This is a genomic window from Saliphagus sp. LR7 (genome assembly GCF_003344565.1).
Lineage (GTDB): Archaea > Halobacteriota > Halobacteria > Halobacteriales > Natrialbaceae > Saliphagus > Saliphagus infecundisoli.
Genome location: NZ_QPND01000004.1, coordinates 266839 through 282231, shown reverse-complemented (window position 1 = coordinate 282231; position 15393 = coordinate 266839). Strand labels below are relative to the sequence as shown.

19 protein-coding genes are annotated in these 15393 nt (G+C 69.5%); 10 read left to right on the top strand and 9 right to left on the bottom strand.

The genetic code is table 11. The annotated features are described in order from the left end of the window. Nucleotides 1-20: 20 nt before the first annotated feature. The 5 genes from DVH23_RS08535 to DVH23_RS08515 all read left to right on the top strand — a co-directional run bounded on the left by DVH23_RS08535 (nucleotide 21) and on the right by DVH23_RS08515 (nucleotide 3464). Nucleotides 21-1124 carry a glycosyl transferase family 2 gene (locus tag DVH23_RS08535; protein WP_114577009.1) on the top strand — a complete coding sequence of 368 codons (1104 nt, stop codon included), beginning with the start codon at nucleotides 21-23 and terminating at the stop codon, nucleotides 1122-1124. A gap of 40 nt (nucleotides 1125-1164) precedes the next feature. Beyond that, a complete protein-coding gene (locus DVH23_RS08530) occupies nucleotides 1165-1641 on the top strand; it encodes a hypothetical protein (RefSeq protein ID WP_114577008.1) in 477 nt (158 codons plus the stop codon). Beyond that, the gene (locus DVH23_RS08525; protein ID WP_114577007.1) at nucleotides 1641-2252 is read left to right on the top strand and encodes a CoA pyrophosphatase; all 612 of its coding nucleotides are present in this window, start codon (nucleotides 1641-1643) and stop codon (nucleotides 2250-2252) included. The genes DVH23_RS08530 and DVH23_RS08525 overlap by 1 nt, the downstream gene beginning before the upstream one ends. Nucleotides 2253-2339: 87 nt before the next feature. Beyond that, complete coding sequence (locus tag DVH23_RS08520; protein ID WP_114577006.1) at nucleotides 2340-2486, top strand: DUF1328 domain-containing protein; 147 nt, start codon at nucleotides 2340-2342, stop codon at nucleotides 2484-2486. Nucleotides 2487-2684: 198 nt separating this feature from the next. After that, nucleotides 2685-3464 carry a luciferase gene (locus tag DVH23_RS08515; RefSeq protein WP_114577005.1) on the top strand — a complete coding sequence of 260 codons (780 nt, stop codon included), beginning with the start codon at nucleotides 2685-2687 and terminating at the stop codon, nucleotides 3462-3464. A 5-nt stretch (nucleotides 3465-3469) separates the two neighbouring features. On the opposite strand, the gene DVH23_RS08510 is transcribed toward DVH23_RS08515, so the two are convergent. Both DVH23_RS08510 and DVH23_RS24190 read right to left on the bottom strand, forming a co-directional pair. After that, nucleotides 3470-3934, bottom strand: a complete 465-nt coding sequence (locus DVH23_RS08510; RefSeq protein ID WP_380683032.1) for an Hsp20/alpha crystallin family protein — start codon at nucleotides 3932-3934, stop codon at nucleotides 3470-3472. Between the two features lie 135 nt (nucleotides 3935-4069). Then, nucleotides 4070-4228: a hypothetical protein gene (locus tag DVH23_RS24190; protein ID WP_198667879.1), complete on the bottom strand. Its 159-nt coding sequence runs from the start codon at nucleotides 4226-4228 to the stop codon at nucleotides 4070-4072. A gap of 92 nt (nucleotides 4229-4320) precedes the next feature. On the opposite strand from DVH23_RS24190, the gene DVH23_RS08505 reads away from it, so the two are divergent. Continuing rightward, nucleotides 4321-6054, top strand: a complete 1734-nt coding sequence (locus DVH23_RS08505) for a radical SAM protein (RefSeq protein WP_114577004.1) — start codon at nucleotides 4321-4323, stop codon at nucleotides 6052-6054. 100 nt (nucleotides 6055-6154) lie between these two features. Continuing rightward, nucleotides 6155-6571: a TRAM domain-containing protein gene (locus tag DVH23_RS08500; protein WP_114577003.1), complete on the top strand. Its 417-nt coding sequence runs from the start codon at nucleotides 6155-6157 to the stop codon at nucleotides 6569-6571. An 83-nt stretch (nucleotides 6572-6654) separates the two neighbouring features. Here the strand turns inward: DVH23_RS08500 and DVH23_RS08495 are convergent, their stop codons facing one another. The 6 genes from DVH23_RS08495 to DVH23_RS24185 form a co-directional block, all read right to left on the bottom strand. Next, nucleotides 6655-7362 (bottom strand): rhamnogalacturonan acetylesterase, encoded by a 708-nt coding sequence (locus tag DVH23_RS08495; RefSeq protein ID WP_114577002.1) that lies wholly within the window; start codon nucleotides 7360-7362, stop codon nucleotides 6655-6657. A 100-nt stretch (nucleotides 7363-7462) separates the two neighbouring features. Further along, on the bottom strand, nucleotides 7463-8227 hold the full coding sequence (locus tag DVH23_RS08490; protein ID WP_114577068.1) for a heptaprenylglyceryl phosphate synthase: 765 nt from the start codon (nucleotides 8225-8227) through the stop codon (nucleotides 7463-7465). Nucleotides 8228-8269: 42 nt separating this feature from the next. Next, complete coding sequence (locus DVH23_RS08485; RefSeq protein ID WP_114577001.1) at nucleotides 8270-8962, bottom strand: YkgJ family cysteine cluster protein; 693 nt, start codon at nucleotides 8960-8962, stop codon at nucleotides 8270-8272. Nucleotides 8963-8999: 37 nt separating this feature from the next. After that, complete coding sequence (locus DVH23_RS08480) at nucleotides 9000-9743, bottom strand: MBL fold metallo-hydrolase (protein ID WP_114577000.1); 744 nt, start codon at nucleotides 9741-9743, stop codon at nucleotides 9000-9002. Between the two features lie 30 nt (nucleotides 9744-9773). Then, nucleotides 9774-10052: a helix-turn-helix domain-containing protein gene (locus DVH23_RS08475; RefSeq protein ID WP_114576999.1), complete on the bottom strand. Its 279-nt coding sequence runs from the start codon at nucleotides 10050-10052 to the stop codon at nucleotides 9774-9776. 121 nt (nucleotides 10053-10173) lie between these two features. Next, nucleotides 10174-10314, bottom strand: a complete 141-nt coding sequence (locus DVH23_RS24185) for a hypothetical protein (protein ID WP_198667878.1) — start codon at nucleotides 10312-10314, stop codon at nucleotides 10174-10176. Between the two features lie 89 nt (nucleotides 10315-10403). Here DVH23_RS24185 and DVH23_RS08470 point away from each other — a divergent pair, with 89 nt between their 5' ends. From DVH23_RS08470 to thsA, 3 genes are all read left to right on the top strand, one after another. Next, nucleotides 10404-11111, top strand: coding sequence for a class I SAM-dependent methyltransferase (locus DVH23_RS08470; protein WP_114576998.1), 708 nt, complete (start codon nucleotides 10404-10406; stop codon nucleotides 11109-11111). 52 nt (nucleotides 11112-11163) lie between these two features. Then, complete coding sequence (locus DVH23_RS08465) at nucleotides 11164-12078, top strand: glycosyltransferase family 2 protein (RefSeq protein WP_114576997.1); 915 nt, start codon at nucleotides 11164-11166, stop codon at nucleotides 12076-12078. 110 nt (nucleotides 12079-12188) lie between these two features. Further along, complete coding sequence (gene thsA, locus DVH23_RS08460) at nucleotides 12189-13733, top strand: thermosome subunit alpha (RefSeq protein WP_114577067.1); 1545 nt, start codon at nucleotides 12189-12191, stop codon at nucleotides 13731-13733. A gap of 808 nt (nucleotides 13734-14541) precedes the next feature. On the opposite strand, the gene DVH23_RS08445 is transcribed toward thsA, so the two are convergent. Beyond that, nucleotides 14542-15333 carry an S-adenosyl-l-methionine hydroxide adenosyltransferase family protein gene (locus DVH23_RS08445; RefSeq protein ID WP_114576994.1) on the bottom strand — a complete coding sequence of 264 codons (792 nt, stop codon included), beginning with the start codon at nucleotides 15331-15333 and terminating at the stop codon, nucleotides 14542-14544. Nucleotides 15334-15393 lie beyond the last annotated feature (60 nt).

Below are 15393 nucleotides of genomic sequence, written 5' to 3'. Positions count from 1 at the left end.
TCGGCCCGAAGGGGGAGGAAATGGAGTACGTCCAAGAGCGGGTCGCGACGCTCCACCGGCTGGGGGGGTTCGATCCGGCGACGGCGCCCGTCGCCGAGGCCGCGGTCGTCGTCCCGATGACCGACCGCGATCGGGGCGCGCCGGCGGCCGAGGCTGCCCTCTCGGAACTCGAGCGTCTCTCGCCCGCCCGCGTCTTCGTCCCCGTCCGCGCGCCCGCTGAGCGGATCGGGGGCTTCCGGAAGTGGCTGTCGGGCTACGACCTCCCGCTATCGGTGCTGTGGTGTAACGCGCCCGCCGTCGAGGACCTGCTCGCGGGGGCGGGACTGGGAGACGGCTTCGGGAAGGGCAGGGACGTCTGGCTCGCGCTCGGGCCCGCGGCCGACGCGGGCGAGTACGTCGTCGTCCACGACGCCGACGCGACGAGTTACGAGGCGAGCCACGTCGCCCGCCTGCTCTCCCCGCTCGCGACGGAGGCGGGTTTCGAGTTCGCGAAGGGCTACTACGCCCGCGTCGAGGACGGCCGGCTCTACGGCCGGCTGTTCCGGCTCTGTTACGAGCCGCTGGTCCGGGCCCTTTCCACCGAAAGCGACGCCCCGGTCCTCGACTACCTCGATTCGTTTCGGTACGCGCTGGCCGGCGAGTTCGCCGCGACCGCCGAGTTCGCCCGCGAGATCCGCGCGCCGCCCGCCTGGGGCCTCGAGGTCGGTACCCTGGGTGATGCCTTCGCCTACGCCGGGTTCGAGGGGACGGTCCAGGTCGATCTGGGCCGCCACGTCCACGACCACCGCGCGGTCGCCGGCACCGAGGGGTTGGAGGGGATGAGCCGGGAGGTCGTCGCGACCCTGCTCCGGGTGGCCGAGGAGTTCGGCGTCGATCCCGACTACGAGAGCCTCCCCGATCGCTTCCGGGCGGAGGGCCGGCGGCTGGTCGCCCAGTACCGCGCGGATGCGGCCCACAACGGCCTCGCGTACGACCCGGCGAGCGAGCGCGACCAGGTCGAGCGCTACGCGGGCGCGATCGGTCCCCCGGGCGCCGACCGGCGCCTGCCCGCCTGGAGCGACGCCCCCTTCGCGCCCGAACGGATCCTCGAGGCGGCCCGAACGGGGGGAGCTGGCGGGACGTGATCGGGCAAGGCTCATCTAGGCGGGCGCCCATGACCTCTCCATGGACGTGAGCGCCGACGAACTCGCCGGCGTCCTCGAACTCTTCGGCGGGCTCACCCGAGCGGAACTCGAGCGGGCCCTCTCGGAGGCGGCCGCCCGGAGCGGCGCCCCCGAGCCGGAACTCGGCCCCGCGCTCGCCGCTGCCCGCCGGTCGTTCGGGGTCGTCGTGGTCACCCACGACGGGACGTCCCTCTACGTCGCCGGCCCGACGGCGTTCCCGACGCTCCCGGAGGGCGGCGAGGACCTCCGGCACATCCTCTCGGTCGATCCCCGGGACGTAGAGCGTGCGGCCGCGGCCGACGCCGTCCGCGGGCGGTACGACCGGGCGGTGCGGGCCGCGATCCGGGCCGGGGACGGCGACCGGCTCCGCGAACTGCTCGATACGAGCTACGACGTCGAGGCCTGGGCGCCGGCGGACTTCGAGGACGAACGCGACCGCATCGAGGACGCACTCGCCGGGCTTGAGGAGGACGGCTGATGACCGAGGAGTGCGAGCGTCGTCTGGACCTGACGGCGATCACGGGCCACGAGCCGGCCGAGATCCGGGACCAGCCCTCCGATGCGGCCGTGCTCGCGCCGGTCGTCGAGCGGGGGGGCGAGCAGTACCTCCTCTTCACCAAACGTGCGGACCACCTCGGCGAACACCCCGGCCAGATGAGTTTCCCGGGCGGCGGGGCCGAGCCCGGCGACCGGACGATCCTCGACACCGCCCTCCGGGAGGGGTTCGAGGAGATCGGCCTGCTCCGGGAGGAAGTGGAGGTGATCGGCCGCCTCGACGACATCCGGACGGTCACCGAGTACGCAGTTTCCCCCTTCGTCGTCACGGTTCCCGACCGGGCCTACGAGCCCGACCACCGCGAGGTCGCCGAGATCGCACTGTTGCCCGTCGCCGGACTGCTCGATCCCGCCAACTACGAGAGCGAGCGCCGCGATCACCCCCACTACGGCGAGATCACCATCCACTACTTCCGCGTTGACGGCTACACCGTCTGGGGGGCGACCGGCCGGATCCTCGTCCAGCTCCTCGAACTGACGAGCGGGTTCGAACCCGCAGACCGGGTCGATCGCTCGAGCGACGGCGCCGTCTGACGGAGGTCCGACGAAATCGGGCTCCAGACGCCGCATACGGCGTATCCAAGCTCAACCCATTTATGGGGACAGGCTGAAAGTGAGTCCATGCTAGAGTTGGCAATCGCGTTCTTCGTACTGGCAATAATCGCATCCGCGCTCGGCGCGACCGGCGTCGCCGGCGTCACGATGACGATCGCGAAGTGGCTCGTGATCGTCTTCCTCGTGCTCGCCGTGGTCTCGTTCCTGCTCTGAGAGCGAGCGGAGGAGGTATCGGCGACCGACCGCCGCGGGGGCCGCCCCGTCGGCCACGCTTCTCTCGCGTGCTCCCCCGGAAGCGACGGCGCCGGCGGCCACACTCGCGCCAAGCGGCAGCCTTTTCCACGCTACCGCCGGAGGGGGTCCATGGTCGCAGAGACGATGGATCGAGTTCCGCGATAGGGGGGCACATCGATGAGATCACGGCAGACGAGCCGGGCGTGGGACGCGCTCGACGCGGTCGCGATCAAGCCCAGCGAGTCGCCGGTGTCGGCGGCCGCCCGGATCCCCGTCGGAACGGTCGCCGTCGACTACGAGGGCTGCGAGCACCTCCCCGACCGGGAGGCCCTCGCCGACCTCGCCCGCGAGACCCGCGTCCTCGTGACGACGCCGGTCCGGGCCGACGGCTTCGACCCGCTGGGCGATGACTCGCTGCTCGCCGAGCTCCCGCCCGCCGCCGGCCGGGTGCTCGTCGCCGGCCACCCCGCCTACCTCACCGACGAGGAGCGCGAGCGGGCGATCGCCCCGCGGCTCGGGGCCGCACTCGAGACGGCACCCGACGCCTGGGTCGGCACCGAGGGGATCGAGCGGACGGCGCTCGCGACGGGCGCGCCCCAGTACGAGTTGCTCTCGCGGACGACCGAGGAGGACCTCCGCGCGCTGCGGGCCGCGGGGTTCGACGGCGAGATCGCGGTGTACGCGCCGACGCTCGCGACCGACGACGCCGACGAGATCCTCGACGCCTTGGGCGCGTACGTCGCCCGACGCCGGCCGGTCGCCGACGCCCTGCCCGCGGGCGCGCCGACCGACTCGGCGGCCTCGGGGCGGGCCCGAAGCGTCCTCCTTTCGGCCGCCCGGGACTACGCGCTCGTCGGATCGGGGGCGGGGATCGAGCAACGGGCGCGGGCGCTCCGGTCGGCGGGCGCGACGACGGTCGTCGGCTACCCCGCCGGCGGGCTCCGGACGGTCGACTGACGCGATCAGTCGAGGATGATCTCCCCGGGGTTGGCCTCCCGGTCGGCGTCGGCTCCGTCCTTGGGGATCTCGACGTTCAGCGTTCCGACGTCGGTGAGCCGCGCGGTCGCGCCGTCGGGATCGACGACCGCGTCCTCGGGCAGGGTCGCCTCGCCGCTCAGGGCCATCCCGCGGCCGGGAAAGCGCATCTCGAACCCGTCGTGGAACTCCCGGAAGCGGTCGATCCGGATCCGGACGCCGCCGTCGACGTATCTGACCTGGACGTCCTCGAGGCCGACGCCGGGGCTGTCGAAGACGACGAGATAGGAGTGGCTTCCCTCGAGGACGTCGACGGGAAGCGGCCGGTTCTCCTGGACGTAGCTCTTTGCGGCCCCGATCCGTCGGTAGATCCGCTCACGGGCCGACCGGCCGACCTCGCTTACGTTCATCGGCGTCCCCCACCGATCCGGTCCGCCGAGGGGCGGCTCCATGCGTCAGACATGCACGGGAAACGGTACGCGGGGGACCGTCATATCGTTTTTGCCTGTCGAAATAAACGTCGGACGCGCGTCGTCCGAGGGCGAACGGGATGGGCGAGAGCCGTCTCCGGGCCCCCCGAGACCTCCTCAGAGTTCGATCTCCTCGAGACAGTCGGTCCCCCCACAGACCGGACACGAGAGGTCGGCGACGCCGTGGTCCTCGGGGACGTCGTAGGTGTAGTGGTTCTCGAACATGTCGAGAAAGCAGCCGTCGTCGGTACACTTGACCTCCTTCGTCGGTGGCATGCGTGGGGGTATCACCGGCAGACCCATCAACGCACGGGTAGGGGAACCAGCGGGTAGTCATCGTTTTAGGCATCGAGGGGTTACTTCCGACGATGACGGAGCCCGAAACGCTGTCGGTGACCATCGTCGACGGCTACGTCGACGAGCCCGCACACTTCGGGGTCCCGCCCTATATCTCGACGTACCCCCGGTACACTGCGGGCGCGCTCGTCGATGCCGGCGTCCCCCGCGAGCGGATCACCTACCACACGATCGACGCCCTCCGCGAGGAGTCCGGGCGCTGGCGGGACGTCGAGGACGCCGACCTCATGATCTACCTCGGCGGGATGACCGTCCCCGGGAGCTACGTCGGCGGAACGCCCGCCGAACCCGACGAAGTTCGGGAACTCGCCTGGGTCGCCGAGGGGACGAGCCTGATGGGCGGCCCCGTCAAGTTCGGCGTCGGCGAGGAGAACGCGGGCGCGACGGAGACCGAACGCCAGGACCTCGACTTCGAGTTCGTCGCGAAAGGCGACGTCGAGGCCGCCGCCCACGACTTGGTCGAGAGCGGCCTCGAGGGCTTTTCCAACCGGATGCGCGACGTCCGCGAGGTCACCCGGTGGGCCCGGGAGGGCGCATTCGTCGTCGAGCAACACCCGAACCACCCCGACTACCTCATCTGCGAACTCGAGACCTCGCGGGGCTGTGCCTACCGCTGTTCGTTCTGTACCGAACCGCTGTACGGCGATCCCGACTTTCGCCCCCCCGAGAGCGTCGTCGGCGAGGTCGCCGCGCTTTCCGACCACGGCGCCGCCCACTTCCGGCTCGGCCGCCAGGCCGACATCCTCGCCTACGGCGGCGACGGCGAGGCGCCAAACCCCGACGCCCTCCGGGAACTCTACGGCGGGATCCGCGAGGCCGTCCCCGACCTCGGCACGCTCCACCTCGACAACATGAACCCGATCACCGTCGTCGAGTGGCCCGAGAAGAGCCGCGAGGGGATCCGGATCATCGCCGAGCACAACACCCCCGGAGACACCGCCGCGTTCGGCCTCGAGTCGGCCGACCCCGTCGTCCAGGAGGAGAACAACCTGAACGTGACCGCCGAGGAGTGTCTCGAGGCCGTCCGGATCGTCAACGAGGAGGCGGGGTGGCGCCCGGGAGGGGAGAAGGACACAGCTCCTAATTTCAGCCCCGACGCCACGCGACGGCTCCCCAAACTGCTCCCGGGGATCAACCTCCTCCACGGCCTCCAGGGCGAACGCGAGGAGACCTACGAGCGCAACATGGCCTTTCTCGAGCGAGTCTTCGAGGAGGGGCTCATGCTCCGGCGGGTCAACATCCGCCAGGTGATGGCGTTTTCGGGCACCGAGATGTCCGAGACGGGCGCCGAGATCGCACACGACCACAAGAAGCTGTTCAAGCGCTACAAGCAGCGGGTCCGCGAGGAGATCGACAATCCAATGCTCAAGCGGGTCGCCCCGCCGGGAACCGTCCTCCCGGACGTCCACCTCGAGTACCACCAGGACGGGACGACGTTCGGCCGGCAGCTGGGAACCTACCCGCTGCTGGTCGGGATCCCCGGCGAGCGCGAGCTCGGAACGACGGCGGACGTCGCCGTCGTCGACCACGGCTACCGCTCGGTGACCGGCGTCCCCTACCCCCTCGACCTCAACGCGGCCTCGATGGACGAGCTGACGGCGATCCCGGGGCTTGGACGGAGCCGCGCCGGGGACGTCGTCGTCGGCCGCCCCTACGAGTCGGTCGCCGAGGCCGCCGGCGTCGCCGGCCCCGACGTCGATCTCGAGCGGTTCGCGACCGTGCGAGTGCCGGGCCGGGCGGACTGACCGGGATCGGCGCCGAACGGCACTCGGAAACCCCGAACGGGCGGGCCGTCGTCGGTAGTTCTATTACGGAGGGACCGTAGACTGCAGACGGAGGATCTCTATGGAAATCTCTGACAAACTCCTGTGTCTGTTCAGCACGGAGATCTCGACCGAGGGCGACCGCTACGTCGTCGAAATCCCGCGCCAGGAGATCGAGACCGGTGACATTGACCCCGAGGAGGTCTACCGCGTCGCGATCGTCTCCCGGGACCGCGAGGAGGAAACCGGCTCGAGCGCCCGCGAGGCCCGTCCCGCGGAGTCGACGCCCCCCTCGGAGCCACAGCCGCCGGTCGACGTCGGCGAGACCCGCTACGTCGAGATCGAGGACATCGGCAAACAGGGTGACGGCATCGCCCGCGTCGAGCGGGGCTACGTCATCATCGTCCCCGGCGCCGAGGTCGGCGAGCGCGTCAAGATCGAGGTCAGCGAGGTCAAATCGAACTTCGCCGTCGGCGAGATCATCGAGGAAACGTTCTAACCGGGCCGGCGGCGCCTCGTCGGCTCCGGTCCGGCTCCGGCCGTCGAAACCCCGAGCGTGCTCGAGCGACGGGTGACCCCACGTCACGAGGAGCTGTCTCGCGGATCGCCCCGGGCGACGTGGGAAGCCAGCTCGAGGTCCAGGTCATCGATGCCGTCGACGACCAGTTGGGCGACTCGGCGAGCGCCGTGCTCGCTGAAGTGGGTGTCGTCGGCGACGCCCTCGGGGTAGTTCGGGTGCTCTCCCGGCGACAGGTGGTTGTAGAGCGAGTTCGATCCCTGCGGTCCCAGTTCACGGAGCAGCGACCGGCTCCGCTCGTCCGCGTCGACGAGCGGGACGTCACGCGCCCGGGCGACCTCCCGCACCAGATTCGAATACTCCCGGTGGGTGTCTTCCGGGTCGCCGGTCCCGTCGAACCGGCGGCGCGCGATCGGCGTGAGCAACACCGGGTTCGCCCCGCGGTCGCGCGTCTCGGCGACGAACGTCTCGAGGTTGGCGGTGAACTCCGCCTCTGGCGTGTACTGGTCCTTCGAGGGGACCTCGTCGTTGTGACCGAACTGGACGAACACGTAGTCGTCCTCGTCGAGGTCGCGTATCACGGGCTGCCACCGACCCTCCGCCAGAAAGGTCCGGGTGCTGCGCCCGTTGCGGGCGTGGTTCTCCACCGTCACCGAGTCGTCGGCGAAGTCGGCAAACGGCGTTCCCCAGCCGGTTTCGGGACGTTCGCTCGGCTCCTTCTCGGCCATCGTGGAGTCCCCGATCAGGTGGACCGTGATCGACTCGGACGACATTTCGGAAGCGGTAGTGAGGGGAGGACAAATAAGAACCGGGATTGTCGTCCCCACGTGGCCGTGCGGTACCGTCGGGACGCGAACCGTTGGCGGGCGTCGCCTATTCGGGGATCGTCGCCCGGAACGCCGCCGGGTCGTCGTGGAAGCAGTCGCCGACGACGACCGCGTCCGCGCCCGCCTCGAGGACCTCCCTGGCCCGCTTCTCGCCGTCGATCCCGCCGCCGTAGAGCAGCGTCGTCTCCTCGAGATAGCGCGCGGCGGCCGTGACGTCCTCGGTGCCGCCGTAGGTGCCCGAATACTCGACGTAGAAGACGGGAAAGCCGTAGAACGCCTCGGTCGCGAGGGCCGCACCCGCGACCTGATCGGGCGTGTAGGTCCCGGCGACGCCCGCGGTAGCGGCCGCCGTGGCGTCGGGGTTCTGGACGACGTACCCCTCGCCGAAGAGGCTCCCGACGAGGTCGACGATCGCCTCGGTCGCCTGCTCTCGGATGGCGTCGCCGACGAACGGGACCGACGAGCCGAGGACCTCCTCCGGCTTGCGGGCGACCTCGGTGAAGAGATCGACGTGTTTCCCGACGAAGTTCGCCCGGTCGCCGTTGTAGACCGCCGGGATCGCGACCGCGTCGGCACGCTCTACGGTCTCCCGGGTGACGTGGTCGCCGCTGTACGGCTCCTGGAAGACGGGCACGTCGGGGGCGGCCGACTCGAGTTCCCCGATGGCGTCGAGGGTGTTCTCGCTCGTCACGCCGTCGGAGCCGCCGACGAGGATCAGGTCCGTCCCCGCGAGAACCCCGAGGTCCCCGGGAAGGGGTTTTGCGGGGTCGACCTTCGTGACGTGGGTAACCCCGTTCCAGTCGAACTCCATGGCCATGGCCGACGGTCGCCCCAGGAGCCTAAATAGCTCCCGCTACCCGCCCCGAGGTCGCCCGTCCGCCCGCTTCGTTCCCTCCGAGTCGTGGACGACGACCTCGCCCGAACCGGGATCTGCGGGCTCGTAGGCCTCGCGGACGGCGATCGCCTCCTCGAGCTCGCGGATCGCGCGTTCCTTGAGCGCCCCCGCGAGCTCCTCGGCGTCCGCCCGCGAGATGTCCCGGCCGAGACCCTCGCACTCGTGGGCCCGGACCGACCCCTCCCGATCGACGGCCGCGCCCATCGGCTGTGCGAGTTCGGTGTCCTCGCCCGCGTCGTCTCCCGCCCCCTCGTCCTCGAGAACCACGCTAAAGGGGTAGGTCCGGCAGATCAGCGGCCGGTCGGGGTGGACGGTACAGGCGCCGACGCCTCCCTCCTCCTCGTAGAACGTACAGTCGCCACAGCCGTCGGTGGCGAGCGCCCATTCGAAGGTCTCGCCCTCCGGACCTTCCTCGCCCTCGCGGAGCCCGTAGGGCATCGGCCGGGCGACGTCCCTCCAATCGTAGTCGTTCGTGTCCTGTATCTCCCGCACTTCGTCGGGGAAGACCGTCGCCGTGTGCGGGTCCTCGGCCTCGCTCGTACAGCAGGCCCCACACCGGGTACACTCGAAGCCGATCGACTCGACCGCGTCGGCGAGGTCGGCGACGGCGAGGTCGCGTGCGCGTTCGAGGTCTGCCTCGAGCGAGTCCATCGTCCCTCCATTCGCCGGCAGAGAGAAAAGCCCGTCGTCACCGCACCCGTTCGCTGTCCCACTCCACGACACCCTCGGCGGCCAGCTTCTCGATATGGGCGATGACGGTCCGGGTCGCGAGGTCGGAGACGCCCGACAGATCCCGTTCGTAGGCGGCCTCGCGGATCGCCTCGGGAACGCGGTTTCCGGCCTCGATCGCCTCCCGGACCCGCTGCTCTCGGGCGAGACGGTGGTCGATCAACTCCGCCAAGCGCTCGGCGGGTTCCTCGATCGGGTCGCCGTGGCCGGGGTAGAGAACGTCGAGATTCCGGTCCCGCAGGCGCCGGAGCGAGTCGAGGTAGGCGGCCATCCCCCCGCCGTCCGGACCGACGACGATGCTGCCGGTCGCCGTCGCGAGGTCCCCCGGGAGGGCGAACGCCTCGCCGGCGTCCTCGCCGCAAAACGTGACGTGGTCGACTGCGTGACCGGGCGTCTCGAGGACCGAGAGCCCGGCGACCGAATCGCCCTCGGCGAACGTGCGGTCGGGTTCGACTCCCGTCGCGGCCGCGAAACGGTCGGCGTGGCCCGAGAGCGCCCAGACCGTCCGGCCGTCGGCGTAGTCGGCGACCCCGCCGACGTGGTCGGGGTGGGTGTGAGTGACCGCGAGGTGGGAAGCGCCGGCGGCGTCGAGGCGGTCGGTCCGGCCCGCCGGATCGACGAGGCAGTCGCCGACACGGTAGGCGTTGGTCGCCCCCGTCGGCGCGCGGGTGTCGGTCGGGACGGGAACTCGTCGAACGTCCACGCCGGTGCTACCGCCCGGCGACGGAAGCGTCTACCGCTCGAGGAAGTAGACCTGTTTGCGGGCGTCCCGGAAACTGTACCGGGAGCCGACGAGGCCGACGTCCTCCAACCGATTCAGCGCGTAGCGGACGGTCCGGTCGGGGAGCAGCGACTCCTCGGCGAGCTGGCCCTGCGAGAGGGGGGCGTCGCCCTCTAAGACTTTGGCGACGAGTTTCGCCGAAGGGGGAAGCTCGCGGAGGCGGTCGCGGTACTCGGCCTCCGAGAGGGGTTCGTCGCTCGCGGCAGGATCGTCGGTGGTACTCGTGCTCATAGCCGGAGTGCGGAATCGGCGTTGGTAAAGCTTCCCCATATGTGGATACCTACAATCTTGTTTATAATAGGTGTATATATATGGTAGAATTATGTATTAGGTGCGGACGGTCGGCCGGCGGTCAGCGTCCGATCCCCGGCTCGCGGTACGTTCCCATCGACGCCCCACACGACGGGCAGTGAACGAACAGGAGGTCGCCCGACTCGTGGCGCACCAGCTCCTCGGCGTCGAGGGTCGTCTCGCAGTGGGTGCAGGTGGGCATAGGTGTCCTACGGTATCAGGGGCCAAAAGCCGATCCGTCGGCCGACTCCAGTACCTCTTTATCCTCCGGGAAGTGTAGATCCGCCCAGCGTGAAAGGACAGGAGTGGTATCAGGCCGACGACGTCGCCGAGGAGTACGACGACAAACGGTTCTCCCGGGGCGGTCGGCTGATCGACCGACGCGAGAAGCGGGCGCTCCTCGAGGCGGTCGGGCCCGTCGAGGGCCGGGAGATCCTCGAGATCGCCTGCGGGACCGGCCGGTTTACGACGATGCTGGCGCGGCGGGGCGCGGACGTGGTGGGACTGGACATCTCGGCGGCGATGCTCCGACAGGGCAGGGAGAAGGCCCGACGGGCGGGGGTCGCGGATCACCTCGAGTTCCTCCGGGGCGACGCGGGTCGGCTCCCCTTCCCCGACGACCACTTCGACACGGTGGTCGCAATGCGGTTTTTCCACCTGGCCGACGACCCCGAGGGCTTCCTCCGGGAGATGCGCCGGGTCGCCAGCGACCGGATCGTCTTCGACACGTTCAACCGCTTTTCGGCCCGGAGCATCTACAACTGGGCGCTGCCGATGGGGTCGCGGCTGTACTCGAAGAGCGAGGTCGCGGTCCTGCTTGCGAAGGCGGACCTCACCCTCGTGGACGTCGCCGACGACTTCCTCGTGCCCTACGGGCTCTACCGGGCGATCCCGAACGCCCTTGCGGCCCCGATCCGTGCGGCCGACGAGGCCGTCGGGGCGCTTCCGACCGCCGACCACTTCGCCTCCGTCTCCTACTGGACGGCCCGCGTCCGCTGATGGACGCCCGAACCCCAGCCTATTTTACCGATCGCGGAAACTATCCATGAGTATGGAGCTCTCGGTAGTCGTCTCGACGCTCAACGGCCGGGAGCGACTGCTGCCCTGTCTCGACGCCCTCCGGACCTCGGTGCCCGCGAGCACCGAGGTCGTCGTCGTCAACGGTCCCTCCGCCGACGGGACGACGGGGGCGGTCCGCGAGCGCGACGACGTCGACGTCTTAGTCGAGATCTCCGAGCGCAACCGGAACGTCTCGCGGAACGCGGGGATCGAGGCGGCGACGGGCGACGTCGTCGCGTTCGTCGGCGGCGAGTACGCCGTCGACGGGGGATGGTACGGGGCCCTCGAGTCCGCGAGCGCGAGCGGTGCCGACGTCGTGACCGGCCCCGTCCGGGACGGCGTCGGGAGCCCGGCCGGCGACGACCGGTCGCCGTCGGACCCACGGCCCGTCCGCGGCCGGGCGGTCACCGGCTTCGACGGCGACAACGTCGCCTTCGACCGCGAGGTCATCGAGGCCCTCGACGGGTTCGACGAGTACCTCGAGACGGGCGGAGCCAAGGACTGTGCCCACAGGGTCGCGGCGATGGGGTACGACGTCACCTGGAGCGGGGGGATGGCCGCCCGCCACGAGGTCGGCACCGACGGCGGCCGCCTCGAGCGCAACTGGGGGGTCTGTTACCGGTCGCTTGGCTACCGGCTGGCGAAGAACTACGGGCTCGGCCCGACGGTCCTCGCGCGGGCGGCCGGGAGCGCGCTCCGGGACGCCTCCCAGGAGGTCCGGGCGGTCGCGACCGGCGACTCGACCCCGACGGGCTGGGTCGGCAACGGCGCGGCGGTCGTCCGCAGCACGGCCCGCGGGCTCAGGGACGGGCGATCCGCCCGCGGGGAGGACGGGGGCCAGCGGCGAAACCCCCACGGGCTCTCGGCCCGACAGGACCGGGCGGTCCGCCAGTACGACCTCCGGTAGGGATCGCACGAGGGAAGCGAGCCGGGAGAGAAACGTTTATATAGAAGTGCTAACGACAGGGTAGTGAGGATCGACACATGGCACAACAGCGACGCATGGGCGGACAACCCATGTTCATCATGAGCGAGGACAGCCAGCGAACCCAGGGGCGGGACGCCCAATCGTCGAACATCATGGCCGGGAAGGCCGTCGCCGACTCGGTCCGGACGACCCTCGGCCCCCGGGGGATGGACAAGATGCTCGTCTCCTCGGGCGGCGACGTCGTCATCACCAACGACGGGGCGACCATCCTCGAGGAGATGGACATCGAACACCCCGCCGCCCAGATGATCGTCGAGGTCGCCGAGACCCAGGAGGACGAGGTCGGCGACGGAACCACGACGGCGGCCGTCGTCACGGGCACCCTCCTCGAGGAGGCCGAAGACCTCCTAGAGCAGGACGTCCACCCGACGACGATCGTCGAGGGCTACCACGAGGCCTCCCGGATCGCCCTCGAGGCGGTCGACGACGAGGTACTGGGCGAGGACGTAGACGACGAGGTCCTCGGTCAGGTCGCGGAATCGAGCATGACCGGGAAGGGCACCGGTGGGCTGACCGCCGACGTCCTCGCGGAGACGGTCGTCGACGCGATCCGCCACGTCGACGGCGACGACGGCGTCGTCCGCGAGAACGTCAACGTCCACACCGAGGTCGGCGCCTCCTCCTCGGCGACCGAACTCATCGAGGGGATCATCGTCGACGAGGAACCCGCCCACAGCGAGATGCCGGTCTCCGTCGAGGACGCCGACGTCGCGATCGTCGACGTCGAACTCGGCGTCCGCACCGGCGACGTCGACGCCGAGTACTCCATCGAGTCGATCGACCAGCTCAACGCCGCCCTCGACGCCGAGGAAAGCGAGCTCGCAGGCTACGCCGAGACCGTCGCCGACAGCGGCGTCGACGTCGTCTTCACGACCGAGGACGTCGACGACCGCGTCGCGAGCGCGCTCGCGAACGAGGGCGTCCTCGCCTTCGAGAACGTCTCCAGTAGCGACGCCCGCAAGATCGCGAGCGCGACCGGCGCCGCCCGCGTCGGCGACTTGGACGATCTCGACGCGGACGCCTTCGGCCACGCAGACCACGTCCACACCGACACCTACGCCGGCGAGGACCTCGCGTTCGTCGAGGGCGGCGCCGCCGCCGAGACCGTCACCGTCTTCGTCCGTGGCGGCACCGAACACGTCGTCGACGAACTCGAGCGCGCGATCGGCGACGCCTTAGACGTCGTCGCGACCGCACTCGAAAGCGGCGAGGTCGTCCCCGGCGCGGGCGCGACCGAGATCGCGATCGCCGACCGCATCCGCTCGGAGGCCGCCGGCATCGAGGGCCGCAAACAGCTCGCCGTCACGGCCTTCGCCGACGCCATTGACATCGTTCCCCGCACGCTCGCGGCCAACACCGGCCAGGACCCGATCGACGTCCTCGTCGATCTCCGGGCCGAACACGAGTCGAGCGGCCGGGCCGGTCTCGTCACCGACGGCGAGGACGTCTCGATCGCCGACCCCGTCGAGTACGGCATCGTCGATCCCGCAGACGTCAAACGGGAGGCCGTCGAGAGCGCGACAGAGGCCGCGACGATGATCACCCGGATCGACGACGTCATCTCCGCCGAGTAACGTCGTTCCACCGCTTCGAGTTCTTTTGGTAGCGCAAAAGAGGCCGTCAGAGAACTGTCTCCACCCGTGCAGTCTTCGGCACACGCTCACTGCAGGTGCGAGTATATCACTTGTCTGACTGCGCGTATCGGTCGTACAGCCACCACGGAACATCGAGTACCATGGCCAGTGCGACTACTACTCCAAGTCCCACAAGTAACCCATCAGTAAGTCGAGTTGCGAGGAAGACTGCAGTAACGCTCACAGCAACTCTCACCACTCGGTTCAGGTTCCAATCGAAAAAGGCAGACCGAAGCGCCGACATACTATTCAGTCAGACGGGAGGAATTATAATTGTTCTGTAAATCGAAGCTCTGACGGGAGCAAACCGGTACGTACACGCTCTGTACCAAGCACAAGATCCAGTCAAGAATCGGCCGAATTGAAGAGCATCAATTGCTTAGTATGGCTGCGCGTCGACCGATTTAACTCTCTCTTGATCTACTCGTTGATGTGGAGTACGAAACGAGCGCTCGGCTGCGAATGCTAATTGCGATATGCGTCACTGCGCTACTGACGATACGCCGGACGACTGACTTGTTAGCGTTCGTTGGGATGCTCGAACTAATCGCAGCCTCGGTGGCCATTATTCTGTGTCTCGCCGGATGGTTTTATCACGATCTATCAACTGGCAGTGCCTGATAGAGCTACAACCTACACTGAGCACGAGATTCGGTTCAGACAGGTCGAAAACGATTCTGTAGGAACGATTCTATGGCGTCCTAAGCGTGTAACCGGAAGCCAGCACTCCGTCGGGAACCCGAACGGATCAGTCGGGATCGAACTCCAGAGCCACGTCGTCGCCCGCCGAGAGCCCGAAGAACGTCTCGCCGCGGCCGTCGTTGACGTCGAGTTCGACGTAGCCGTGGCTGCCGACGGTCGCCAGCCCCTCGCTTTCCGGGACCGCCGCGAACGTCTCGACTGCCGGAACGCGTTTCCCCGCGGCCTCGACCCGCTCGACGCCCGCCAGGGCGCTCCCGGGAACGTTCGTGACGACGTTCCCGAAGCCGTCGACGACGAGCACCTCGCCGGTCGCCCGGCCGTCCTCGAGGGTCGCCTCCGGGAACCGGCAGTCGGTGACGTCGTCGGCGGGCTCGAGGGCGGAGAGGGTCTCCATCTCCTCGATGCCGGCCTCGTGGACCGCCGCCGCGGCGGGCGCGAAGACGTCCCGTCCGTGGAAGGTCGTGCTCGCCGAGCCGCCTGACGGATGGCCGACCCGCCCGGAGATCGACTCGTCCACGACGAACGGTTCGACCTCCCCGAGCCGGCGGGCGGCCGGCAGGAGCAGGCCGTTGTCCGGTCCCACGAGTGCGTGGTCGCCCGCCCGGACGGCGAGCGCCGCCCGGTCGGTGCCGACGCCGGGGTCGACGACCGCGAGGTGGGCCGCTGGTGGGAAGTAGGGCAGCACTTCCCGGAGCCAGAACGCCGCGGTCCGAACGTCTCCGCGGGGAAAGTCGTGGGCCACGTCGACCAACCGCGGTTGCGGGTCTGTTTCCGCGAGGAGTACCCCCTTCATCGCCGCCGGGTACGGCGAGCCGAAATCCGAAGCGAGCGTGATCATGGCCGTCTGTTGACTCCCGGACGGCAAAATCGACCCGGTCGCCCCGTCGACCCGATTGCC